The 23,747-nt window shown below is 68.6% G+C and carries 17 protein-coding genes and 1 pseudogene; 7 read left to right on the forward strand and 11 right to left on the reverse strand.

Going from position 1 to position 23,747, the window contains the following annotated elements; all coding sequences use genetic code 11:
* Positions 1-188 precede the first annotated feature (188 nt).
* Entirely contained in the window at positions 189-458 is a 270-nt protein-coding gene (locus ACPXBU_RS00155; RefSeq protein ID WP_393368048.1) for a helix-turn-helix transcriptional regulator, read from the reverse strand.
* 568 nt (positions 459-1,026) lie between these two features.
* Here ACPXBU_RS00155 and ACPXBU_RS00160 point away from each other — a divergent pair.
* A pseudogene (locus tag ACPXBU_RS00160) lies at positions 1,027-1,807 on the forward strand (transposase family protein).
* Between the two features lie 247 nt (positions 1,808-2,054).
* Here ACPXBU_RS00160 and ACPXBU_RS00165 read toward each other — a convergent pair.
* Together ACPXBU_RS00165 and ACPXBU_RS00170 are read right to left on the reverse strand one after the other, a co-directional pair.
* Positions 2,055-2,279 (reverse strand): hypothetical protein, encoded by a 225-nt coding sequence (locus tag ACPXBU_RS00165; protein ID WP_393368050.1) that lies wholly within the window; start codon positions 2,277-2,279, stop codon positions 2,055-2,057.
* Positions 2,258-8,443, reverse strand: a complete 6,186-nt coding sequence (locus tag ACPXBU_RS00170; RefSeq protein WP_425755454.1) for an RHS repeat-associated core domain-containing protein — start codon at positions 8,441-8,443, stop codon at positions 2,258-2,260. Before ACPXBU_RS00170 ends, ACPXBU_RS00165 begins: the two co-directional genes overlap by 22 nt.
* A gap of 1,145 nt (positions 8,444-9,588) precedes the next feature.
* Between ACPXBU_RS00170 and ACPXBU_RS00175 the strand changes: the two genes are divergently transcribed.
* Positions 9,589-10,047: a hypothetical protein gene (locus ACPXBU_RS00175; RefSeq protein WP_425755456.1), complete on the forward strand. Its 459-nt coding sequence runs from the start codon at positions 9,589-9,591 to the stop codon at positions 10,045-10,047.
* Positions 10,048-10,202: 155 nt separating this feature from the next.
* On the opposite strand, the gene ACPXBU_RS00180 is transcribed toward ACPXBU_RS00175, so the two are convergent.
* The gene (locus tag ACPXBU_RS00180) at positions 10,203-10,607 is read right to left on the reverse strand and encodes a hypothetical protein (protein ID WP_425755457.1); all 405 of its coding nucleotides are present in this window, start codon (positions 10,605-10,607) and stop codon (positions 10,203-10,205) included.
* A 315-nt stretch (positions 10,608-10,922) separates the two neighbouring features.
* On the opposite strand from ACPXBU_RS00180, the gene ACPXBU_RS00185 reads away from it, so the two are divergent.
* The 3 genes from ACPXBU_RS00185 to ACPXBU_RS00195 all read left to right on the forward strand — a co-directional run bounded on the left by ACPXBU_RS00185 (position 10,923) and on the right by ACPXBU_RS00195 (position 13,769).
* The gene (locus ACPXBU_RS00185; protein ID WP_425755459.1) at positions 10,923-12,089 is read left to right on the forward strand and encodes a PucR family transcriptional regulator; all 1,167 of its coding nucleotides are present in this window, start codon (positions 10,923-10,925) and stop codon (positions 12,087-12,089) included.
* Positions 12,090-12,220: 131 nt separating this feature from the next.
* Positions 12,221-13,321, forward strand: a complete 1,101-nt coding sequence (locus ACPXBU_RS00190; RefSeq protein WP_425755461.1) for a cellulose binding domain-containing protein — start codon at positions 12,221-12,223, stop codon at positions 13,319-13,321.
* Positions 13,322-13,460: 139 nt separating this feature from the next.
* Positions 13,461-13,769, forward strand: coding sequence for a hypothetical protein (locus ACPXBU_RS00195; protein WP_425755463.1), 309 nt, complete (start codon positions 13,461-13,463; stop codon positions 13,767-13,769).
* Between the two features lie 624 nt (positions 13,770-14,393).
* On the opposite strand, the gene ACPXBU_RS00200 is transcribed toward ACPXBU_RS00195, so the two are convergent.
* Together ACPXBU_RS00200 and ACPXBU_RS00205 are read right to left on the reverse strand one after the other, a co-directional pair.
* Positions 14,394-17,675, reverse strand: coding sequence for a tetratricopeptide repeat protein (locus ACPXBU_RS00200; RefSeq protein WP_425755465.1), 3,282 nt, complete (start codon positions 17,673-17,675; stop codon positions 14,394-14,396).
* The gene (locus ACPXBU_RS00205; RefSeq protein WP_425755467.1) at positions 17,672-18,145 is read right to left on the reverse strand and encodes a hypothetical protein; all 474 of its coding nucleotides are present in this window, start codon (positions 18,143-18,145) and stop codon (positions 17,672-17,674) included. Before ACPXBU_RS00205 ends, ACPXBU_RS00200 begins: the two co-directional genes overlap by 4 nt.
* Positions 18,146-18,378: 233 nt before the next feature.
* Here ACPXBU_RS00205 and ACPXBU_RS00210 point away from each other — a divergent pair, with 233 nt between their 5' ends.
* A complete protein-coding gene (locus ACPXBU_RS00210; protein WP_425755469.1) occupies positions 18,379-18,846 on the forward strand; it encodes a transposase in 468 nt (155 codons plus the stop codon).
* Positions 18,847-19,105: 259 nt separating this feature from the next.
* Here the strand turns inward: ACPXBU_RS00210 and ACPXBU_RS00215 are convergent, their stop codons facing one another.
* The 4 genes from ACPXBU_RS00215 to ACPXBU_RS00230 all read right to left on the reverse strand — a co-directional run bounded on the left by ACPXBU_RS00215 (position 19,106) and on the right by ACPXBU_RS00230 (position 22,493).
* Positions 19,106-20,266, reverse strand: coding sequence for a hypothetical protein (locus ACPXBU_RS00215; RefSeq protein ID WP_425755471.1), 1,161 nt, complete (start codon positions 20,264-20,266; stop codon positions 19,106-19,108).
* Complete coding sequence (locus tag ACPXBU_RS00220; RefSeq protein WP_425755472.1) at positions 20,263-20,784, reverse strand: SigE family RNA polymerase sigma factor; 522 nt, start codon at positions 20,782-20,784, stop codon at positions 20,263-20,265. The genes ACPXBU_RS00215 and ACPXBU_RS00220 overlap by 4 nt, the downstream gene beginning before the upstream one ends.
* Positions 20,785-21,237: 453 nt before the next feature.
* Positions 21,238-22,164, reverse strand: a complete 927-nt coding sequence (locus ACPXBU_RS00225; RefSeq protein ID WP_425755474.1) for a hypothetical protein — start codon at positions 22,162-22,164, stop codon at positions 21,238-21,240.
* On the reverse strand, positions 22,161-22,493 hold the full coding sequence (locus ACPXBU_RS00230; protein WP_425755476.1) for a PadR family transcriptional regulator: 333 nt from the start codon (positions 22,491-22,493) through the stop codon (positions 22,161-22,163). Before ACPXBU_RS00230 ends, ACPXBU_RS00225 begins: the two co-directional genes overlap by 4 nt.
* 308 nt (positions 22,494-22,801) lie before the next feature.
* Between ACPXBU_RS00230 and ACPXBU_RS00235 the strand changes: the two genes are divergently transcribed.
* The gene (locus ACPXBU_RS00235) at positions 22,802-23,254 is read left to right on the forward strand and encodes a hypothetical protein (protein ID WP_425755478.1); all 453 of its coding nucleotides are present in this window, start codon (positions 22,802-22,804) and stop codon (positions 23,252-23,254) included.
* A gap of 224 nt (positions 23,255-23,478) precedes the next feature.
* On the opposite strand, the gene ACPXBU_RS00240 is transcribed toward ACPXBU_RS00235, so the two are convergent.
* Entirely contained in the window at positions 23,479-23,736 is a 258-nt protein-coding gene (locus ACPXBU_RS00240; protein ID WP_358007139.1) for a transcriptional regulator, read from the reverse strand.
* Between the last annotated feature and the right edge of the window lie 11 nt (positions 23,737-23,747).

Genomic DNA, 23,747 nt, shown 5'->3' on the forward strand with positions numbered 1-23,747 from the left:
CCGTTGCCGGCGCGGGAGAAGCGGGATCAGCAGGTCAAGATCAGGCTGACGCCGTCGGAAATGGAGAGGTTGGGTCTGTTGCGACCCGACCTGACCCCGCCCGGAATCGTCGCTTTGCTCGTCGACGATGTTCTCGCCGGGCGGCATCGGCCGGCATGGGCTGCCACTGCACCCGACGAGGATGGATCTCAACGATCGCCGTAGCGTCCGTCTGTCCGGTCCGGACGGTCGCCGCGGCTTGTCGCCGGTTGCCGATCGACGCCGACAAGGCGGAGCAAATCCGCCGTGCGCACGCGGTACGAGGTTCCGATCCGAAGCACCGGGCAGGGGAAGGCGTCACTCTTCGCCAGGTCGTAAGCCTTTGTGCGGCCAACTCCGAGAGCGCGGGCGGCGGTCGCCAGGTCGATCATCGCAGGAAGTTGCAGTAGCTCGTCCTGGTTGAAACTGCTGGTGGTCATCACCCTGGTCCTGTGGTCGAGGGGAGCGGACGCCAGGGGCGTCTGGCTGGAGAGGCACGGTCTGGCATGCCTCGACACGACCATCCGGTTTCGGTGTTGCTTGTGGCGCTACCCGTTCTTGGTAGCGGCGTTCCCGGGAGCGCCGGTAACACGGCTTGCGCTCCAAGGTCGGGTCGTGTTTCCTCGCCGGTTCGGCCGTTCTGTCCCTGGCCTTTAGTCGTCTTGCTTCGTGAATCTGGTGACGCTTCCGAATGGCGCCGCCTACGGGCCGCGGAAGGCGTCAGACCGCTGCGGCCGTCGTCGGAACTACTGGGGCGCGTCCCTCGGAAACAGCAGCCAACGGGCCGGGTGCCGGCGTGACGCCGATTGGCAGCGGCCGGGAAACGCCTCGTCTGAAACCTGACGCCGGTGCGGCAGCCAACGGGCTGCCACCAGTGGAGGTGACGGGATGACGAAGCGCGCCGACGGCGGGTTCGGATGCAGTTCGCGCGACGATGCTGCGCCTGCTTAAGGGACGTCTCGTAACCCCGGTGTCTGTCTGCTCAGGATGATCACCGAGGATGCCTGGGTGCAGGTGATCACGGCAGCGCGCCCGGAGTGGATCTTTCCGTTCACCGGGTTGCAGCCTGCCCAGTTCCGCAGGCTGGTCCGGCTGGTCGCCGAGCGTGGCGGTGACGGCATCGCCGACGGCCGGCCGGGACGGCAGTGGGCTCTCGACCTCGCCGATCGGGTGTTGCTGGTCGCCGCGTACTGGCGCACGAACCTGACCATGCGCCAGATCGGTCCGCTGTTCGGGGTGTCGCACTCCGCGGCGCACCGGGTCATCGACACCCTCGCACCGCTGCTGGCCCTGGCGCCGGTGCGCAAACGGCCGGTCGAGCAGATCGCGATCGTCGACGGGACGCTGGTCCCGACCCGCGATCACCGACTGGCCGCCCGGAGCAAGAACTACCGGTACTCCACCAACCTGCAGGTCGCCATCGACGCCTCCACCCGCCTGGTCATCGCCGTCGGCGACCCGCAGCCCGGCAACCGCAACGACACGATCGTCTACCGCACCTCGGGCATCGCCGAGACGTTGGACGGGCGACCGGTGATGGCCGACGGCGGCTACCGCGGCAACCCCGAGGTGATCATGCCGTACCGCAAGCCCCCCCGACGGCACGGATCTGCCCGCCTGGAAGGAAGCCCTCAACGTCGAGCACCGCACCGTCCGAGCAGGGGTAGAACACGCCCTGGCCAGGATGAAAAACTGGAAGATCCTGCGCGACTACCGCCGCGCCGGCCACACATTGGCCGACGCCGCTTCCGGCATCGCCAACCTCCACAACATCATCCTCACCGGCTGACCACCGCCCCGGCCCAGGGCAACACCTTCACCCAGTTACGAGACGTCCCTTACCAGCGAAGACTCCATCTCCACCAGATGCGGCTGGAGTACTAGCCAACCGTACCGTTGATTGCCCAATACTGGCCCAGCTGTCAGGCGAGGTAGGCCGACCTCGGACGAGCCATCCCGGACAACGAGTGCCGGCGGTTTCGACCGCCGGCACTCGCGCGATGCCACTCTCCAGATGAGTCAGAGAAGGTGCTGAATTACTTCGTCCGGTACGGAGCGGCAAAGAATGCGAAGAAAATCAGCAGAACAAAACCGGCCGATTGCACCCATTCCTGCCCGGACCTCGACGCGACCACCTGGGTAACGAATGCCAGGGCCAAAATCCCGACAACCCAGAAGGCCCATCTGGCGACGGTTGGCCTCTGCCCGCTCATCATGCCTCCCGCAAAGTTGTCGTCGATCACCACCACCTGCTCGCCCACTGGCGCCCTCCACGCTCACGGTGCGAGCCGGACCGGCCGTACCCTCCGCGTCCATGGCCGCGGTGCGATGCCTTGACGTTCCGGCCTGCGTAACGGAGCTTGAGATACTTACCGGCGCCGCCAGTCACCGCGCCATAGGCCGCCCCCTTGGCTGCCTGACCGCTGCACCGCCTGCTCCACCGGTAGCCGCTGTCGTGGTAACAGTTGTATCCGTAGCCAGCGCCGCCGACCACAGCACCGACGATGATGGCACATGCGATGCCAGCGGAGGCGAGGCAGGCGGCTGCACCACCAACGGCGAGCGCTCCGCCGACCACCCACTTACCGTTCGATCGCCACCAGCGCTTGGTGCTCTGCCAAGCCTTCTTCTTCCACTTGGAGAAGCTCCGTTTACCGTCGAGGTCGGAGCAGTTGACCGGATCGCCCGAACAGTAGTCGTACGGGTTAGCGTTGCCGCCGTAGATCGGGTCGGTCTGCAGGAACCGGCCGGTGGTCGGGTTGTAGAGGCGGACGCCCATTAGGACGATGCCGGACGGGGCATCGGCGGCCCGTTGCTTGGTACCGAGCCACCCGTACCGCTGGGTTCCGAGGTCATCGGTGTTGCGCGGGTTGCCGTATTCGGTAGCTTCGCTGGTACGGGACAGGCCCTCGTCGTCGGCCTGAACAGTCGCGACCACGTCGCCGTGCAGGTTGGCCACCTGCCAGTCGACTTGACCGCTCTGACTATTGAAGATGCCGGCCATGCCGGCGAGCCCGGAGACCGGCCGGGTGAACCGGTCGACCGCCTCCTGGGTCCAGGATGGGCTGTCGTCGTCTCCGTCGTAGTGGTGCACCGACTGACTTGCGGCGCCGCTGATGGTGGTGTCGGTCCAGGATCGGATGCGCTCACCGGTGACGTCCAGTGCGTAATCGGTGGTGCGACCGTTTTGGGTGATCGTGTCGACCAGGTCCGTCACGTGGTACGCCGCGGTGGCATTGCCGCCGGCTGGGTTGCCGGTGTCGGTTGCGGGGACGGTTGTGGTACGGCCGAGTGCGTCGTAGACGTATCCCGGGGCAATGACCCGGTCCGCGGTGTCGTATGTCCAGGTCCGGGTTGATGTCGCCGTGACGGTCTGGCAGGCACCTTCCGCCGCCGGAGCGTACTCGGAGAGCGTGTTGCGGTTCGACGAGGTGCTGAACCCGTACGACCGGGTGGTGCACTGGCCGCCGATGGTGTCCTGGATCGAGGTGAGTCGGCCAGCCTGGTCGTAGCTGTAGTTCTGCTTGGACAGGCTGGACGACCGGTCTCGCCATTGGCCGTGCGTCGATTCCACCACCGACTCGGTATAGAGGGTGCAGTCGGTGGCCGCGCAGCCGGGCTTGACGTAGGTCATGCCGACCTGGGTGCTCGTCTCGTCGGTCTGCGTGGTCACCTGAACGCCGTTCGGCCAGGTCTCCGCTGTCAGTGTGCCGTCGGCGTCGTAGCTGCCGGAAAAGACGCCGGCCTGCGTGTCGTTGACCGAGGTGAGTAGGCCGCGCCGCTCGGCGCCACCGTCATAGGTGTAAGTCCGGGTGGCCTTGCCGTCGTTGCTGGTCGCCACCCGCCCGAGCAGGTCGTACGTGGTGGTCGAGGCGGCTCCGTCGGCGTCGGTGTACGACGTCTGCCGGCCCAAGCTGTCATACCCCTTCTCCACCTGCGCGGTCGCCAGTCCGCCGACCACCTGCTGACTGCGCAGCAGGCGGCCGGTCGCGGGTTCGTAGACGTTCCGGCTGATGGGCACTGCCGTGCCCAGGCCGGCGGCGGCGGCCACGCTTGTCTCGTACGCCCGGCCCGCGTTGTCGTAGGTCGTGGTAGTGGTCCGTAGCATGCCGGCGCTGGTCTTCTCGGTGACCACCCTTGGCTGGTTGAACATGTCGTAGGTGGTGGCTTTAACCGGCAGCTCTGGCCCGCTGGCGGCTTGGCCGCCGGGCTGCACCCGGCAGGGCAGGTTGGACCACTCTGGCTTGAGGTCACACTCGCTGTAGCCGGAACCGGAGGTCGCCCGGTAGTAGATGGTTGTCTGGGTGGCGGGCGTGTTGGTGGTGGCACCGCCTGCCGGAGCCGTAGTCGAGGTGGCCAGGGCGGTGATCGGGTCGTACGTCGTGCGCGTGGTCTGGGCCAGCCCAGCCGGGTCCACCGTCACCACCGTCGGCTGGCGCAGTGCCCAGTCGTACAGGGTGGTGGTTGTCCTCTGGTCGGTGTCGCTCTCGACGCCGTCGCTGTCCTTGACCCAAGCCGCGACGACCTGGGTGGTCACCAGGTTGTACGGGCCACCTGTAGTCGGCGCGCCCTGGTCGTAGGTGTTCGTGGTGTGCTTGCGCCCGCGCACGGTGGTGCCGGTCGCCAGCATCACGTCGTGCTCCGGCTCCAGCGTGCTGGTGAGCCGCTGCCCGTCGGAGGAGTAGTTGTTGAGGGTGGAGTAGCGGCGGGCGAGCGTGCTCTCCGTCGCCGCGTCGTCCGACGATCCGGCGTTGAGGGCCCGCGCCCGGTTGCCGGCGGTCAGCGTGCGGACGGTGTTGCCCCATTGGTCGTACCAGGTGGCGCCGATGTGCCCTCCCGGCGTGGCGGTGTTGACCACACGGGCGTTGGCGTCGAGGTAGGTGACCGTCGCGCGTTCGTACGACGACGGCAGGGATCCCGTTGCCGGGTTTCCGTTCGGGACCTGGTTGGCCGGGAAGACCGCGGTGGCGTCGGTCGGCGCTTCGGTCTGGGCCCACCGGCTGGTTTGCCCTGGTGAGAGGTCGTACGGTGCGCCACTGCCGGAGACCGGCACCTTGTAGACCACCGTCTGGGTGGCGGTTCCGGCGGTGAGCGCCGAGCGGGTCACCTTGTGCAGCCGGCCGGCGCCCGGGTCGGTGGGGATGGTGGTGTAGCTGAGCTGCCACGGCTCCTGGGCGACAGGCTTGATGATGCTGAGGACTCCACCCGCGGTGTAGTCGTAGGTGTCCCAGAGGTGGCGGGTGGTGCCGGCGTCGTTCCAGTCCAGGCGGGGGTCCCAGCTGGCCCGGAGCTTCCCGGCGTTGTCGTATGCGTACCTGGCCATCGGCACGGTACGCATCGCTGGGGTGGCCAGGTCCGGATCCCAGGCGGTGAAGGCGATCTCCTTCACCCGGCCGGTGTGGTCGCCCCACGCCGACTCGGCAGTGCCGGTCGCCGTCGTCGTCGTGGCGTAGGTGAACGTCAGCGCCCGGCATCCGCGGGTCAGCGTCGTGCAGTTGACCCCATCTTGGACCGGAGCCAGCATCCGGGTCGGCCGGACGACCTCCTTGCCGTCGACGGTGGCCTTCTCCCAGCCCAACGTCGTGGTCTGGTTGTTGCCCGGCACGGTCACCGAGGTCGGGAAGTACTTGCCCGCAGCAGTCCCGGTGACCCGGGTGAACAGCACCGTGTTGCCGTCCTCGTCCGTCATCGCGTACGAGTCGCCGGTGGAGTTGTACGTCAGCTTGAGGAACTCCATACCGACTTCGGGATCGAAGACGGTGGCAGTGCGTTTGGTGAAGCCGATCGTGTCACCCTCCGGCAGACCGACCTGCACCAGCGAGCCGAACACGCTCAGCGACGTGTAGGGCGACTCGGCCTCGTCAACTACAGTGCCCGACACCCAGCCAGGCCCGAACATGTTCGCCGCATCCGTCGTGCCCGCTCGCCGGGTGTTGTACGCGCGGGTGACTGTGAGGTCACTGCCGAACGAGTCGACGGAGACGTCGGTGTCGGACACCGTGTAGTTGCCGGTGATGAGGTTGACCGAGCCGGGCCCGATCTCCTGCGCCGCCGCCGACGCCTGGTCCCGGTCGAAACTGATCTTCACCGCACTGGAGGTGCCCTCAGTGCCACCGGTGAAGGTGCCTCGCAGTTGGAGCGGGCCACTGCGGGGGATGGACTCCGCGTCGGATGCCGCGAGGGTGGCCTCGACGTTCCAGTTGAGCTTGGGGAAGTTGCCTCCACCGCTGGTCGGCAGCGGCCACGTCACCGCGCCGCCGCCCGCAGCGACGCTGGCGTGCCCAGCCGGGATGTCCACCCACGCATCGGCGTCGCCGCGCCGCCACTGGTACGTGACACCGGCGGCGGCCGCTTGGCCCACGCCAGTGATGGCCACCTTCGCCGCGGTGATGTCACCCTCCTTGGGCGAGGTCACCGCGCCAGAGCCGACGTCGAAGGTGTACGCCTGGATCGCCGACTGGTTGCCTGCCCGGTCACGCGAGCGCACGTACAGCGTCTGCGGCCCGTCAGCGGTCGGGGTGATCGAGACGGTGCCGCTTCCGCCGAGGCTAGCCGCGTTGACGGTCTGGTTAGGCGGGTTGACGTTCAGGCCGTACTCGTAGGCGGAGACGTCGCTCACGCCGGAGGCGCCGAACGTGAAGTCACCCGCCGTCCCAGCCGCTCCGGCCCACTGCCCCTGCGGGTAGGCGGTCGACGCCACTGAGGGTGCCGCCAACGGCGCGATGGTGTCCACGATCATCGCGCAGTACCCGCTCCACGGCCCGTTGACCAGGGTGTCGGTCCCGCGTACCCGCCACGAGTATGTTGCACCCTCGCCGAAGACGCCGGCCGGCACCGAGGTGGCCAGCCAGGAGCCCGACGCGCCCGGCCCGACGATCGCACCACCGAGCCTGGTGCCACCGTCGGTCAACCACTCGAATTCGGCCTTCACCTGCGCCCCGTCGGGGTTGGTGATCTGCGCCCGGAGCTGCGGTGTCCTCGTGTTCACGTAGGGGGTGCTGGACCCGGTCGCGCACGGTAACGACGGCACCGTCGCCCGCGCCGTGACCGTCGTATACGAGTCGTAGTTGACGACCGCGTACGGCACCTCGGCCGGCGCTGACGCGTTACGGGACCGGAACTGCTTGAAGGCGGCGCCGTCAGTTTCCGAAGTGGACCGAATGCCCATATCGGCCCGCGTGTCACCGACATTCGCCGCGCGTTGGAAGAAGCTCGTAGCCGCGATGGATGACCAGCCGTCGTTGCAGGAAGTGTCGAACCCCTTGGTGGCCGTCGAGGTAGCCTCCTGGTAGTTCCACGCCGGCTGGGTGCCCCAGAGCACCCCTTCGGAGACGGGCCCAACCGACCAGAGTTCCCACGACCGCGCCGAGCAGCTCCCCGACCAGAAATTCCAGAAGTACATGGTCGCGGAGTTGATCCTCTTGCCCACCAGAGCCGTGGTGTCCCAGCGGGCCAGGGCGCGAGCAATGAGGCCGTCCGAGGAACGGCCCAATTCCAGGTCCTTGGCGCCACCCCGGTCGACGCCATCGTTCTGCTTCACATACGTGTCGAACGTCGTCGACACCGGGTTGAGCTGCGGGTCAATGACCACCGGGTACTGCCGCTCGGGAGCAGTCAGCCACGCCATGTCCGGGCGCAGGCTAAAGTCGGCACGACGGCCCCGGTTCTTGACCTCAGTCAAGGCACCGACCTGGGCAGAGACCACCTTCTGCTCGGTCGGCTGCCCCGCCGCGTCGACGTGGGCGTCCCACATCTCCGGCGCGGCGGATGACGCGATCTGCCGACCCTTCCCGTCCCGGAACTTGATGTTGCCGTTCGCCTCCCGCGCAAACGACCTCAGTCCCTCACCGGTGACGGGCATGCTCACCTGAGCGACATGAGCCGCCGCTTCGCGGGACTTCACCACCAAGAACGTCTCGACACCGGTCCGAGTGGCCTCCACTACAAGGTCCACGCCAGGGAACACCTCGGCGTACACAGCCTTCGCGCCCTCGACAGTCGGCGCCGGGAGCCGCCCGCTCCAACCAAGAGCCATCCGACCATCACCGGTCTCCAGCGACGCCAGTTCTCCATTGGACGACGCTGGCCGCGCTCCAGACAGCCGCAGGTCGCCCGGATGAGCCTTCGGTGCCACCGAACCGTCCGGCTGAGCGGCCATGGCAAGGTCCACCGGAATCCACTCGCCGCTTCGCCGCATCCGCACCGGGGCGAGGTGGACCACCGCCTCCACCCGCCCGTCCGGCAACGCCCATAAGTCGGACGTCTCCGACGTCATCCCGGTGATCTGAACCTTCTTTTTGGTCAACCGCGCCGTCACCAGCGCCGCCGCCTCATCCGGCCGCTTCAACACCTGCGGCTCAGCCTGAGCACGCTCGGCCGGCTGCGGAGCCGCAGCGGCCGGCGGCGCGGCCACCCAATCCGCCATCGTCGCTGCCAGCACCACCGACAATCCGACGGCTACCATCCGCCCGCCGCGACTACGCGACAGGCGCGGGATCCGAGACACCGGACCCCACACGGATCTCCCTCGATTCACTGACCCTCCTAGATGTATACGGAACGTCGATCAGCAAACTACAGAGACGTGAGATCATCATCAGCCGGACGGACAGCGACGATCACGCCTCGGGGGATTGCCACAGGCACCGCTCAATCGGCCGGTGAGCGCGAGGAACACGTCCTCCAACGTCCTCAGGCCTGTGGATCTAACGGCGCTTCCGACCTGACCCGTCGGCCGTCGTGCCTGGTGAAGCAGGTGCCGTGATGAGCGCGACGCTGAATAATGAGACCAGCGGAAGAATCGACCCGAGTTGTCCGCGGAAGTCGCCAACAAGGTCGACCTGCTCCGGTGCCCGGATCCGCTGCATCCGTCGTGCGGATGCCCCGTGCACCGGTCGTTGCGAGACAGCATCGAGAGGTCACCGCCGCGTGGGGTTCCGGTGACGGTTGTGCTGACCGGGGAAGGGCTGTGACAGGTTCGGTCAGTGCGCATGCCGTGAGGCGCGCAGAGCGTGACGGCAGCTGCGGTGGGGCGGTCAGGCGTGGCGGGGTTGTGGGTCCCCCGTTTACCCCCCGAAAACCATGGCCAATCGTTGACGAACGGTGACAAGCGGCGATCAGCGCATGGCGGTGTCTCTGCAGCTCAGCGACAACTTTTGGCAAGCAATGACAATCTTGATTCCGTTACTTTCGGTAACAAGGGGTCGTCGGTTCGAATCCGGCCGTCCCGACAGACAAAAAGCCCTGACCAGCGGAAACGTTGGTCAGGGCTTTAAGTTTGTCTATGGGGTTTTGAACCGCCCCCCGAAAACCCCCATTTACCGGGGTCGGCAACCAGGTTCGTCATCCCTGCGCATCGTTGGGCAATGCGGGTGTGGGACGTGGCCCGCGGTCGGTGCCGAGTCGCTGGAGGATGTCTGAGACGTCCGGGGCTTGGGCGGGCTTGGCGATGTAGTACGTGGCGGTGACCTCCTCGCTGGAGTGTCCAAGTTGTGCTGCGGCGCTTTTCGTGTCGGTCTCTTCCTGCCGCTTCGGATCGACTACGTCAGCTGGCATAGCTGGAGGTGCTTCATGCGAGAAAACCATCCCATCGATCGACTCGTGGTCGCGCTCGAAGACGAGGTATCCGCATCACTCGTCAGCACGATGCAAGCGTCGATCGAAAGGCTTGCTGGCCGGCGGACCTGGGTCCTCGGTCCGCCGGTCTTCCTTGACCAGTCAGATGAGCAGGGCTCTCACTGGGTGGGGTTCGGGCTGATGCTTTATACAGCTCTGCCCCCTTGGGGAGAGCAGATCGATCCCCAGGTGGACAGGGCGCATCTTGAGGAGGTCAAGGAGCTGCTCGGCGAAGTCTGTCGTATCTCGGATGAGTATGGTGCCTCATTCCAGGCTGAGTACGCCGGCGAACTTGTAGGCATGGTCGAGTCTGGTCAGATGGACTCTGGGCTTGAGGTCACACTGATAGGCGAGTGGGAGCGTGTTCTCAACGCCGCGAGCCCCCGTGGAATGACACCGGGCAGCAGCGCATGACGTGGTCGATGGGTGTCCCGCAGACACGCCCTCGATTCGGCAGAAGCGGATGCGCCATACCGCCGGTGCCGGCTCGCTGGTAACGGAACGTTACGATGGTCGGCCGTCCGTTCCTGTGGGGCTCGCTGAATCCACTGACCTGCCGGGTGGGCCGATCAGATGAACGCGAGCGAGCTGAAGAACGCCGGGTAGCAGTCGACATAGATGTCGTAGACGCCGGGCGGCACGTGCACGGGGCCCAGGGTGGCCCCGTTGGAGCACCGGGCGCTGACCGCGGTCGTCGGCTGGCCGGTGAGGGTGCAGCCCTGGAACACGATCAGCCACGGGTCGATGTACTGCCCGGCGTACGGGCAGGAGCCCGACATCACCGAGAAACCGCCGCCCTTCGCCGGTGAGGCGGCGGCCACCGTCGACGTCGTGACGCTCAATGTGCCGGCGGAGCTCGCCGATGCCCGCTCGGCTCCGATGGCGGCGACAGCCGCGTCGCCGCTCGGCGCGGGTGCTGCGACCGCCGCGGACGGTGCGGCCATGAACGCGGCGAGCATCGCCGTCGCGGCCAACAGCAGACTGGATGCGCGGAGAATGCCGGATCGTGCTCCGGCGGGGGGTCGACTACGCCATGTCATAACCAGAACCACCTCTCGAGTGCTGTGTGATCTGCGGATGCCGGGGCGCGTACCTGGTCGCGCCCGACCCGGCCGGGTCGTCGTCCGACGTCCATGGCGAAGCGTTCCAGGGTGCCGGTGGCCGAGTCTTCGTGACAGGGCGAGAATCGGGTCGCCGGCGTACCCCGGTTTTTGTGAATGTCCGCAAGGCTGTCCAGTCCGCGTCAACCGGGCGGCGTGGCCGGAACGCATCGATTACCGTTGACCGCCATGGGCGGTCTGTTCAGCCTCTGGCGGCAGCGAGTGGCCGACAACGCCCGCCGGGCGGTGGACGCCTACCAGGAGGAGCTGCTGGAATACCGCAACCTCGCGGCCGTGCCGCGGGTGCGGTCGGAGATGCTCGATTTCGCGGTCTTCCTCCGTCAGCGCACGGTCGACCTCGCGGCGGACAGCGCGCCGTTCCACGTGCAGGATCTGGACCTGATGGCCGCGATGGGCCGCCAGCGCGGCGAGAAGGGCCTCACCCTGACCGCGCAGCGGCAGGTGCTGCTCGTGCACACCCGACTGACGCTGCGCGAGGTGTACGAGGCGGCCGGACCGAACGACATCGCCGCGACGATGCACACGCTCGCCTGGCTGGCTCCCGCGGGACTGGCCGCCCAGGGCGCGTACACCCGGGGCTGGATCGAGGGGCAGCGGCGCACGCTGGCGACCGTCGCCCAGGTGCGGCTGCTGACGGTGATGCTGCTGGCCGGCGACGACAGCGCGACGGACCTGGCGCGCGGCCTGCACATGCCGGTCCCCGACCACGTCGTCGCGACGGTGGTCCGGGTGGCCGGCGGGTCGCCCGGGCCGGACCAGGCGGCGCGGGACGAGTTCGCCAGCGCGCTGCTGAAGACGCATTGGATGCCGCTGAGCTGGCTGGAGCCGCACGAGGTGGTCGCGCTGATCCCCAGCTCGCCGGGTGGCCGGCAGCCGGCGGTCGAGCGCGGGCTCGCGCTGGCCCGCCACGTGGCCTCGATGACCGGCCGGCCGTGCGCGGCCGGCACCGCGCCTGGACGGGTGCGCGCGTTCGGCGACGCCGTGGCGTTGGCCCGGCAGGTCAGTGAGGTCGCACCGGTGCGGGCCGTGCCGCGCCACGCGTACACGGTCACCGACGTCTTCGCCGAGCTGGGTGCCGCCCGGCTGGCGGAGGTCGGGCAGTGGCTCCAGGTGGTGGCGGCGCAACTCGACGCCGGCCCCGACCTGGTCGCCACGCTGGACGCCTACTACCAGCACGACATGAACCGGCTCGACACCGCGGCCGCGCTGTGCATCCACCCGCGCACGCTCGACTACCGGCTGACCCGGGTGCGCGACCTGACCGGGCTGGAGGCGGGCTCGACCCGCGGCGTACGCGTGCTGAGCACCGCCGTCGCCCGGATCCTCGCCGGCTAGATCAGCAGCCGGGTGAGCTCCTTGGTGCGACTGCTGAACATTCGGTCATAGTGGACGCTCCGCGCGCCCACCCGCGCGTATATCGTGACGGGCACGCATAGCCAGGTATCGATTGCAGAGGGGGCGTCGACATGGCGATATCAAGACGGGTGGCCCTTGCGGCATCCTGGCTGGTAGCGGGAGTGGGCGCGCTGACCGCCCTCGCCATGATCTCTGTGGTGCCTGGTAGCGCCTCAGCGGACACCGTGGCAGGTGGATGCCGGGCGACGGCGCGTACCGACTCGCATTGGGGCAATGGTCCGACGAGCGGCGCGGTCGTCGTCGTCACGGTCGCCAACACCGCGACGACGCCCGCGACGACCTGGTCGGTGACGTGGACGCTGGCGGACGGCCAACGGGTCGTCAACGCGTGGAACGCCACGGTCAGCACGTCGGGCCAGACGGTGACCGCGGTCAACCTCGCATGGAACGGCAGGCTGGCTCCGGGTGCCTCCACGACGTTCGGGATGCAGCTGGCCGGCTCGAGCTCGGCACCGGCGTTGAGCTGCATCAACGATGCCGTGTCACCGCCCTCCTCGCCGCCGGTCTCCAGCTCGCCGCCGGGGCCTGAGGACGTCAGGGTCACCGAGGCCGACACTCGGACCGCGGTGACCCTGGTCCTTGGGCAGACGCTCGGCGTGTCCCTGCCGTCGAGCTACCTACCGTTGACGTCCACCAGCCCGGCGTTGACCCTCGTGTCGAGCAGCGGCGGATATCCCACCGGTCAGCCGCTGACCGCGCTGTTCCGGGCGGTCGGTACCGGTTCGCTCGACCTATCCACGGTGAGCGACGACCCGTGCTTCCACACGACGCCACCGTGTGCGAGACCGGTCCTGCAGTGGACGGTTCACGTCAACGTCGTCCCCGCGTCGCCGGCCGGAGACGTCAACCTGACCGAGGCCGCGAACCGGACCACGGTCAATCTGGTCGTCGGGCAGACACTCGGCGTGTCGCTGCCCGCGAACTACCGGCCGTTCACGTCCGTGAACCCTGCGTTGACCCTCGTGTGGACCACCGGTGGTTACCCCACCGGGCAGCCGCTCAGGGTGCTGTTCCGGGCGGTCGGGGGCGCCTCGTTCGACCTTTACACGCAGACCGACACGGCGTGCAACCACGACCCCACCCCGTGCCCCAGCCCATACCAGCCGTGGACGGTACGCATAAACACCCTCTACCCGCCGCCGTCCCGCTGACCGGGCCCACAGCGACAAGTCGATCACCATGCACCTCGCCGCCACGCGCGCGCCGGCACCGGCGATGATCGCCAGGTATCGGCGCACTCAGGGAGGCGAATGCCGGGCCTGCGATTGACGCGCCGGCCACAACGGGCGCATGACTCCTACGTCCTGGCGTACGTGGTGGCACAACCACCGGGTGCACGAGCGGACCCACGGCACCAAGCACATGGTCCACCCCGCCGTGGGACCGATGACCATCCGATACGAGGCGCTGGCACTACCCGGCGACGACGACGAGACACTCTTCATCTACACCACGGATCCCGGCAGCAGCTCACACGACAACCTGCGCCTGCTCGCGCTCTGGGCGACACAGCAGTTGTACGCCCCAACGACCGGTCCATCCAAGGCCGCTCCCGCCCAGGTCGAGGACAGCCCAACCAGGTCTCCGGGCTCAGCCTGATTCCGACGGGCGTCGATCGCCCCTTGACAATCGGTGGTCTCCACCGTGGACGATCCTGCGTACGAATTCTTGTGGTGGGTGGCAGCGGTCTGATCGGTGCCCATGTCCGTGGACGTGCTGCGCGAGCGAGGTCATGCCGCGACCACCGTGGCGCGTTCCGCCTGTGCGGGTGGGACCGGCCTTCTCGTGCACTTCGATCATGATTGATTCCATCAGCCCTGGCCGTTGCAGCCGTCGTGCGGGTGCCCTGTGCACCGGTCATTGTGGGACAGCATCGAAAGGCCACCGTTGCGTGAGGTCCGGTGACGGTTGTGCTGACCGGGGAAGGGCTGCCACAGGTTCGATCAGTGCGCATGCCGTGCGGTCTAGAGCGCCGTGGCAGGTGGTCACCGAGGCAAAGCCGTCGTTGGCGATGAACGGACCCCCGACCCCGACGCCCTGGTCAGTGGCCGTTACGTCAGCGAACCCGACTGGCGGCCGACGCGCTCGCCATCGAGCGGTTGGCGGACGAGTTGCTCGACCGTTGCGGCGCGCTCACCGGCGTCGAGCTGACCGGGGGGCCGTCCGCCGCGGTTGCCGGCGGATGACGGAGGTCTGCGCGGCGGACGGTGGTGTGCGGGGAGGTCATCCGGGTCGGGCTTCGCTCCTCGCCCGGGCGTACGCCATCAGCGCCATCGAGAACCGGCGGTCCCGCTGGATCGCCGGATTCGTGCGGGCCAACTCCCGGTAGATGCCGACCGACTCCTCGGCCGGAGCCAGGGCCTCCGTGTGCTGTCCCAGCTCGGCCAGCCGGCGACTGAGGTTGCACAGCGCCTGCGCGGTGGCGGGCAGGTAGACGGCCGGGGCGGCTTCGGCCAGGTGCCGGTACAGGTCCGCGGCTTCCCGGCAGGCGGCGAGAGCGTCTTCGTGCCGGCCCACCATCGACAGGTAGACACCCACGTTGTTCAGTGACTGCGCCAGTTCGGGTAGGTACGCGGTGGGAGGTGCACCGGCCAGCTTTCGGGTGACGGCCACGGCTTCCTCGGCGAACCCGATGGCCTCCTCGCCGCGCCCCACCAGGGCCAGGAAGCCGGCGAGGTTGTTCAGCGACTGGGCCAGGTCGGGCAGGTGGCTGGCGGGCTCGGCCCGGGCCAGTTGCCGGGCGATGGACACGGCTTCCTCGGCGCAGGCCAGGGCCTGCTCCGGCTGGCCCAGCCTGTCCCACACCAGGCCGAGGTTGTGCAGCGCCTTGCCGAGGTCTCCCCGCTGCGCGGTGGGGTTGGCCGCGGCGAGCCGTCGGTGCGCGTCCACGGCTTCCTGAAGGTGGACGAGGGCCTGTTCCTGCCGGCCCAGCTCCGTCTGCGCCAGACCGAGGTTGCCCACCTGACTCGCGAAGTGCCCCAGGTAGGCGACGGCCCCGGCCTCGACCAGCCGTCGGCCGATGGCCGCGGCTTCCCCGCAGAGTGCGAGGACCTCCGTCCACCGACCCAGCGCGACGTGGACCTGACCGAGAGCGTTCAGCGACCTGGCGAGTTCGGGCAGGTACGCGGTCGGTGTGGTGTCGGCCAGTTGTCGGAACACCTCCGCGGCTTCCTGGCTGGGGGCGAGGGCCGCCGTCGGCCGGCCCAGTTTGACCAGGGTGTTGCCGAGCGCGGTCAACGACCTGGCGAGTTCAGGCAGGTACGCGGTCGGGTTGGCGTCGGCCAGTTGTCGGAACGTGTCCGCGGCTTCCTGGCTGTGGGCGAGGGCCTCCTCGGGCCGGTGCAGGTGGACCAGGCTGTTCCCGAGGTTCTGCAACGATCGGGCGAGTTCGGGCCCGTGGGCGGCGCGGTCGGTGTCGGTCAGACGGCGGCCGATGGTCACGGCCTCCTCGGCGAGCGCGAGTGTCGCCGCGTGGCGGCCTAGCTCCGCCAGGAGCTTGATGGCGTTGTTCAACAGCCCGGGGACGTCGGGCAGGTAGCCGGTCGGGTCGATGTCGGCCAACAGCCGGCCGATGGTCACCGCCTCCTGGGCGTGGTCTAGGGCCTCGTCCCACCGGCCCAGGCTGCCCTGCACCGTGCCGAGGTTGTGCAGGGTTCTCGACAGGTGCGACAGGTAGGTGGCCGGATCGGACCGGGCCAGCCGGCGATATGTGTCCCCGGCTTCCTGGCTGTGGGCGAGGGCCTCTTCCGGCCGGCCCAGTTCGGACAGCACCTGCCCGAGGTTGTGCAGCGATCTCGCCAGGGCGGGCAGGTGGGTGGCGGGGTCGGCGTCGGCCAGTCGCCGGCGGATCGCCACGGCTTCGGAGATGGGTGCCAGGGCGTCGGCGTAGCGGCCGGCGTTGGCCAGTCGCCAGGAGCGGCTGGCGTGCAGGCGGGCCTGTTCCGCCGGATCGTCGGACGTGGCGAGCCGGCGCGTGATGAGGACGTCGACGACCGCGGCGGCGCCGACGTCGAGGTCGACGTGTCGGTCACCGGGCAGCAGCGCCTCGACCGCTTCCAGCGCGGTGACGTCGACGTCGGTCATGCCGGCCAGGGTGCTGAGGGTGGCGCTGCCGGCGATGATCGCGAGCTGTGGCCGGTCGCGCAGGAGTGGGAACAGGTGGGCGGGCCCGAGGTGGGGCCAGCGGGCCGCGGCGGCGGTCAGGAAGGTGACCGCCCGCGCGGTGTACGTCGCGGCTGTCGCCGGCGGCCGGGGGCGGTCCGAGGCTGGTGACGGTTGCTCGTGCAGCAGGTCGTGCAGCCGGGTGGGGGCCCACGGGTCGGCCGGGTGATCGGAGCCGGGCAGGGTGTGAGCGATGAAGTCCTCGGCCAGCCGGTCCGGGTACAGCGGTTCGAGCACGGTGGCCCGATGGGGGTCGGCGGCCGGGTAGCAGTGGCTGTGGTCGCTGATGATCCGTTCGGCGGGCAGTTCCCGCTCGACGCGGCGCAGGAGCCCGGCGGCCTCGTGGTGCGGGAGCGGGCCGGCGAGGGCCGCGGTGAAGACGGTACGGGCCATGACATCGTCGGGCGTGCCGTGGTTCAGCCCGCGGACGCGGCCCTCGTACAGGCGGGTCCAGTGTTGACGTTCGCGGTCGAGCAGGTAGCGGGTCAGCAACGTGACCTCGGTGGGCGGCTGGGCGCCGGTCGCGCGGGTGTCGACGGCGACCAGCGCGGCGACGTGCACGGTGAGGGTGAGCCCGAACTCCGGATGACCCAGGTTGGGGAGTCGGGGGACGGCGTCCGGACCGGAGAGACCGTAGACGGCGGCGAAGCTGTCGTGGGCGGCGGTGAACATGGCCCGCCGAGCGTCCTCGTCGTCGGGCAGCGCGGCCAGGTACTGCTCGGACGTGCCGGCCTGGACGCGGGGATCGTCCAGGTTGGCGCGCAGTGCCGGCCACGTGGACGCGCTGCGTGCCACCATCAACACCCGTGCCGGTTTGTCGGCCCGGTGGAGCAGGGCGTTGCGCAGCAGCCAGAGCAGGCTGGACAGCGGGTACCGGTCGGCGTAGTCGACGATCAGCAGCACTCCCCGGTGGCGGTCCGGCCGCAGGTCCTGGCTGCCCAGCAGGGCGCTGGGCGTGCCCACGTGGGGCACCGCCGTGACGACCTTCCAGCCCTCGTCGGCGGCCTGGGCGGCGAGGTGGCCGGCCAGCCGGGTCTTGCCCCGACCGCCCGGGGCGTGCAGCCAGCGCACCGCCAGTCGCGGCCCGGTCTCCCGCCAGGTGCGCAGCTCGTCCCGTTCGGACTCGCGGCCGGTGAACGGGACCACGCGGGCGTGGGCGTTGAGCATCCGGGAGGGCATCTCGCGCAGCCAGCTCCAGTCCGGCGGGTCGGGCCGGCGGTGCTCCTCCAACAGATACAGCGGCGTCCCGTCGCCGAAGATGTGCAGGTCGGCGCCGATCACCCCGTACGCGGTGCCGGCGACGGCGGAAACCTGCTGCTGGACGAGGAGGGGGTCGACGGTCATCGGGGCTGACCCGGGTCGGGCACCGGGCCGCTCGGGTCAGCTTCCGGCGGGGTGGGGTGGTTGACGATGCTGCCGAACATCACTCCCTGAGCGGTCGCGCCGGAGGCGGTCGCGGTGATGTGCTGGATCCACTGCTGCTGCGCGGTGGGTAGCCGGGTCACCAACTCGTCACGCAGGTCACGCACGCCGTCGGCGGTGACCGGGTCTTCCTCGACCAGGTCTGACAGCCGCGTCTGCCAGGCCGGCAACAGCCGCGCGCGTACCTGGTCACGCTGGGCGGGCGGGGCTTGTTCCACCTCCGCGGCCAGGGCGTCCAGCCGCCGGATCGCGGCGGTCTCCCGTCGCGGGTCACCGCGGCCGAGGAGCCGGGCGAACCCGGAGCGTGCCCCCTGCCACACGTCCGTCGCGGCCGCCTGCACCAGGACCGCCGCCGCGGACGCGCCCAACCCCGCCAGCCAACCGAGGTCCACGTTCTCCTCCTCATCCGAGGGAATCGAGGCATTTCCACGCTAGCAAGCCGGCGCGACGCGGGGTCCGGGCTCGGGCTCCGGGATGAGTCGGGAATCGGTCGGTGCGCCGTGCCGGCTGCCGAGGCCGGGAACCCCCAGACGATCGGCTGGGGGTTTCCGGCGCGTGCGGGTGAAGTGACCCCCAAGACCGGACACCTCCTGACTTGGCATCCTGTCGAGGATGAGGAAACGCTGTGACTGGACAGAGCAAGTACCCGGAGGAGTTCCGGCGCCGGGCCGCGGCGTTGGTGTTCGACTCCGGTCGCACGATCCGTGACGTGGGCCGGGAGTTGGGTGTCAACCACGAGACGCTGCGCAACTGGGTCGACCGGATGCGGCAGGATCGCGACGGCGGCCGGCCCAACGACCTGGCCGTGGACGAGCGGGCCGAGCTGGTGCGGCTGCGGCGGCAGGTCGCCCAGCTGGAGCTGGAGAAAGAGATCCTGAAAAAGCTGCCGTCTTCTTCGCACGCGAGACGGAGCGGTGAACCGGACCGACGTCTACCGGTTCATCGATGCGGAGAAGACCACCTACCCGGTCCGTCTGCACTGCCGGCTCCTCGGCGTCGGCCACAGCGCCTTCTACGACAGGCTGCCGATGCGCGAACGGACGGCGTCGCCAGCACAAGCGGCAGGGATTCCCCAGCACCCTGCTCGGCCTGAGTAAATCACCCCAGCGTGCGCAGGGAGCACGGTGGCCGGTTCCTTGGCCGCCCGCGCGGGCCGGGGCCACCCCCGCGTGCGCGGGGAGGACGACGCCCCGCCACTCCACGACGGCCACGGGATGGGATCACCCCCGCGTGCGCGGGGAGGACGACGACATGCACATGTGGACAGGCAAACCCGTCGACGCCCCACGAGACAGTCCCCGACCGGCGTCGTCGGTGACACCGGTCGGGGACTGTCGGGGTTCGTCTGCGGCTCAGGGCACGGTGATCGGGATGATGGCCTCCGGGTCGTTGATGGTGACCTGCCCGTCGAACGGCGGCGCTTGCGAGACCGATACGTAGTGGTTGCCGAGGTTAACCGGATCGTCGAGCAGCACCGGCTTGTTGGCGGCCACGAAGGTGAACGGCACCGAAGAACGCGACTGCGCCTGCGGTCCGGGGACGGTGCATACCAGCGCCGTCTGGTTGGAGCCTGGACGGACGGCGCAGCCACTCCAGTCCTCGCCCGCCGGCCGGACCTGGCTCGGCAGGATGAGCAGGATCTCCAGCCGAGCGACGTCGACGGCGCCTTCATTGCGTACCGTGACCGTCAGCCGGCCCGTGAATCCGTTGCCTTGCGGTCGGAACGACAAGGTGGAGGGTACGACGGACAGCAGTGCGGACGGTGGCTGCGCCGGGAACGTGGTTGGGCCGTCCACCTGCCGGAACTGCCCGTCTTGCCAGGCGTACGCGCGCCATTGGTTCGGCACTGTGTTCTGCCCACCGTCGGTGTATTCCTTGGAGACCAGTACCGCGACCCGGCCGCCGTCGCGAGCCTCGAGATAGTCCATCATCGCAAGCCCGTCCTGCGTGCCGACGATCCGGCCGATCGGCACCAGTTCCTGACCGCTGCGGCGGAATGCGACGATCTGGCTGCCGCCCGCCTCGGGTCCTTCACCGCACATCAAGTGAGCGACGTAGTCCTCGGTACCGTCGTGGTCGACGTCAGCCGCGACGTAGGACAGGACGTTCACCGGTCGGTGCGCGGCATCCCGCAGATACTGGCCATCCTTCAGAGAGACCCGGCCCTTGGTGCAGGTGGCGTCGGCGGCCGCGCCCCAGGTGGGGACCGTGATGGTGGCCGACCTGAAGGGGCCCGGTCCCAGGTCCGGCTCGCCGCCCTGCTGCTCGGTCGGCAGCGCGGTCGGCGATGGTGCGGGGTCGGTCCCCGGCGGCGTCGGCGAGCGGTCGGTCCGGACGGCGACGGCGGTGCTCAGCGCCACCGCGGCGACCGCGAGTCCGGCCACGGCGGTGACGGCGGTGCGGCGGACCCGGATGCGGTGGGAGGTGGCCAGGGCCCGTTCGCGCAGGTCGACGGCATCGACCTCGGTGGCGATCTCGCTCAGGCCTCGGCGCAAGGTGTCGATATCGGTCATCGCACATCTCCGCTCACATTGACGCTGCTGAGCTCCGGCGCGAGCACGCGCAGCCGCTCGAGCGCCTTCGCGGTCTGGCTCTTGATGGTGCCGACGCTGACGCCCAGGGTCTCCGCGGCCTGCGCCTCGGTCAGGTCGTCGAAGAACCTCAGGACGACGACTGCGCGCTGCTTGGTGGTAAGGCGGGACAAAGCGCTGCGCAACGACAGTCGCAGCACCGTCTGCTCGGTGTGATCGGTCTGGACGGCAGGCTGGTCTGGCACGTCACCGGTGAACGACTCGACGATGCGGCGCCGCCGCCAGCGCGACACCTGGAGGTGATACATCGTCTTGCGGGTATACGCCTCGGCGTTGCCGGTGGCGTCCAGATTCCGCCACGCACGATGGGTGAGCCCCAGCGCGCTCTGGACGAGATCCTCGGCCAAGTGCTGATCGCCGGTGAGCAAATATGCTGAACGGAGCAGCGCCGGCGTCCTGGCCCGCACAAACGCGTCGAAGTCAGGAGCACGAGCGTCCACGTCCGCCTCTTCTCGACTGAACATTAGGGGTGACCTACCAGCCAAGACGACCGGTAGCGGGAAAAGGTTGGGGCGTGTCGAAGATTCTGCGTTCATGGCCCGACGCCGAGCCGGCAGTGGACCGCTGAAGGGCTGCGCTGCCGTCATCCGCGGGGCTTCCGACGGGCTGGATGGTGGGACTAGGTCGCAAGATCACGTGCGCGGATCTGCCGCCGTCGGTGCGCGCAGGTCGACGACGAGCCGTCAGCTCGGTGTTCGGCGTCCCGTGGTGCCCGGCATCCTGAACTGCCGATATGCGTGTAATCGATCATGCAGAACGGTGGCCTGGGTGACGGCCGCGGTGGTGGACACGCCGCATCGCCATCGGCAGGTCGGTTCACCACGTGGCCGGAGCAATAATGAGGTGTCTCATCGGAGTCCTCACAGTCCCAAATGGCTGCGCGGCTTCCGTGTCTACAGGCGGGCTTGGCGGCGGCTCGCGATCGTGGCGGCGGTGAGAGTGGCTGCCATGAGGACGGCGAGGATAAGAATAGTGGTAGCCGAGATGTGGAAATTTCGTACGGCCGACTCGAAGAAGAGCGCGTTGTAAACAATGCGGGCCAGGGCTGGAACTAGGAGAAGCGCGAAGGCGACGATCGGCATCCGTGCGTCGATCGGCGCGGCGATGACAGCCAACACGGCGAACGCGTACAGAGACATTGTTGGAGCATCCAACCAGCCGTTGAGCGGATTTGCCGTCAAGGTCACGACTGCCAGCACGCTGAGAAGCGGCCAGACCCATGGCCTCTTCACAGGCGTTCGAGGTGCTCGGAGCAGCGGCAGTAACGCTAGCGAGGCCAGCAGCGCAGGCCAATACTGCGAGTTCCCCAGGTACGAGAAGCTCTCCACCGACCAGTCCGACGTCCATAAGATCCTCGGCCAGCATTGAACCACTACCGTCAATACTGACATGGCGAAGGCCAGCCTGTAAGCGCCCCCTGCCGCAGCAAAGAGCGCGATGGCCGCGGGCATGGGTTCGACCAGTAGCCACGGGGCTATGACGGGCGATCCTCCGTCGTTGGGCCAGGTTCCGAACTGAATGTAGGAAACCAGAGCGGATATCGGAAATTCGGCCCAACGCGTTATGCCATAAATCAGCAGGGCCAGCGCGGACAGCCGCAGCGCGGAGTGGCGCAACGCCTGAGCGTCGAGCCGATCCACGCCGGTGCGGGCGCGGAGGCCCCCGACCACGAGCGCCCACGATTCTCGGAGGCTCGGCCGCGGCGGCTGCTCGTCCACTCCGGCCAGCACGATCTCCAGGATCTCGTCGGTGCGGTACTCGCGGTAAGGGCGGGGGTACGCCTTCAGCAGCCAACGGTAACGACGCTCAAGGTTGTTCACGCCAGCACCGTCCGAGCCACCGCAACCGACCGCACCGAACGATCACGCACCACTTGGGCCGCCGCCGCCATCCGCTCCGCTTCCTCACGCAGCGCCGACGCACCCCGGTCGGTCAGCTCATACGTGCGGCGGGCACGACCGTTGACAACGGACTCTTCCGCCACCCGCACCATCTCCTCGTTGGTGAGCCGGTCCAGGGCGGCGTAGAGAGTGCCCGCCATCAGTCGCACCCGCCCTGCTGACAGCTCCTCCGCCCGCTTGACGATCGCGTAGCCATGTAGTGGCTCGTCCTGCAGCGCGGCCAAGATGAAGAAGGTGGGCTCCCTCATCGGACCTACCGTTCTAGTCATGCCGACACTATAAACAGATCATCTGTGTATGGGTAGGCCTGGCTACTGGCGGAGGGGACTCGACAGCCCGACGCTGCGGGAACTCGGTGGCTTGCCCAATGGTCACGCCCCGGCGTGACGCCGGCGGTGACGTCCTGACGCTCGAGATGATCATGCTCGGGTCGGCCGCGGTGTCGGCTGACAGTGCGGCCGCCGTGACCGCGTTCGGGCACCGCCGCCCGTGACCGCACGTCCCCGGCCGGAGCTTCCGCCCGTCCGGCCAGCAGGTGGTGGCTACGCTGACGATCATGGCGGGGATGGGGTGGCGGTCACGGCTTGGCCGTACAGCTGCGGCGGGGACGGCGATCGTTCTGGCGCTGGTGGCGGCCGGCTATGGCTGGGGTCTGTACGTGGACCGTCGACAAGCAGCTGAGGCTGTCAAGGCCAAGACGGTGCTGATGGCCTATCTGGAGCGGGTCCGCAACGAGGACTTCCATGGGGCCTACCTGCTGCTGTGCAGTGACGTGTTGGAGGGCTATTCCGAGACCCAGCACGAGGAGTTCCTACGGACGCAGCCCTCGCTTGCCAGCTTTCGCCTCGAAGGGCCGGAACGACGATCTAGCCTCGAAGGCGCATTTCTCGTCTACCGAGCCAGCCTGACATCGACTGACGGAGCAAACCAGGTCAACGGCTTTGCAGTCGCGCTGTACTCCGACCGTGACCCGCTGGTCTGCGACGCGTCCGACTGGCGCAGAGAGTAGGTGAGTGACTAACTGGGTGACGACCGGTGCGAGCGACAGTGGACTTTCAGGGACCGAAGTGGACGGGCTCCGCAGGTGTGCGCAGATGGCTATGCAGGTCGGCAAGCTGTGTTGGTTGCCTGGGGGTCAAGCGGTCGTCGGTTCCCTGTTCCACCACAACCACTCTTCGGGACAGCGGCCGCGTGTGCAGCTGCGTCAGGTCCAACAGGGACCGAAAGCCATCGTCACCGCTTCCGCAGGAAGGCGTAGACGATCCTGTTGGAGGCGAATTCCGAAACGTTGACGAGGTCCCAACCGAACTGGCCGAGGAACTCGGCGGCAGCAACCGCCTCAGTGACCTGGCCGCCGCCCAGTCCGTGATGAGACACCACGGCCAGCAGGCGATAGGGGTACGTCCGAAGATCGGCTTGGCCCTGCAGAACTGCCCGGGCGGTGACTGTGCGGGTCCGGGTGATTTGCTCCGGGGTCTCTGCGGCGGCCATATCCGGCACCA

The organism is Micromonospora sp. DT231, from assembly GCF_049847025.1.
GTDB lineage: Bacteria > Actinomycetota > Actinomycetes > Mycobacteriales > Micromonosporaceae > Micromonospora.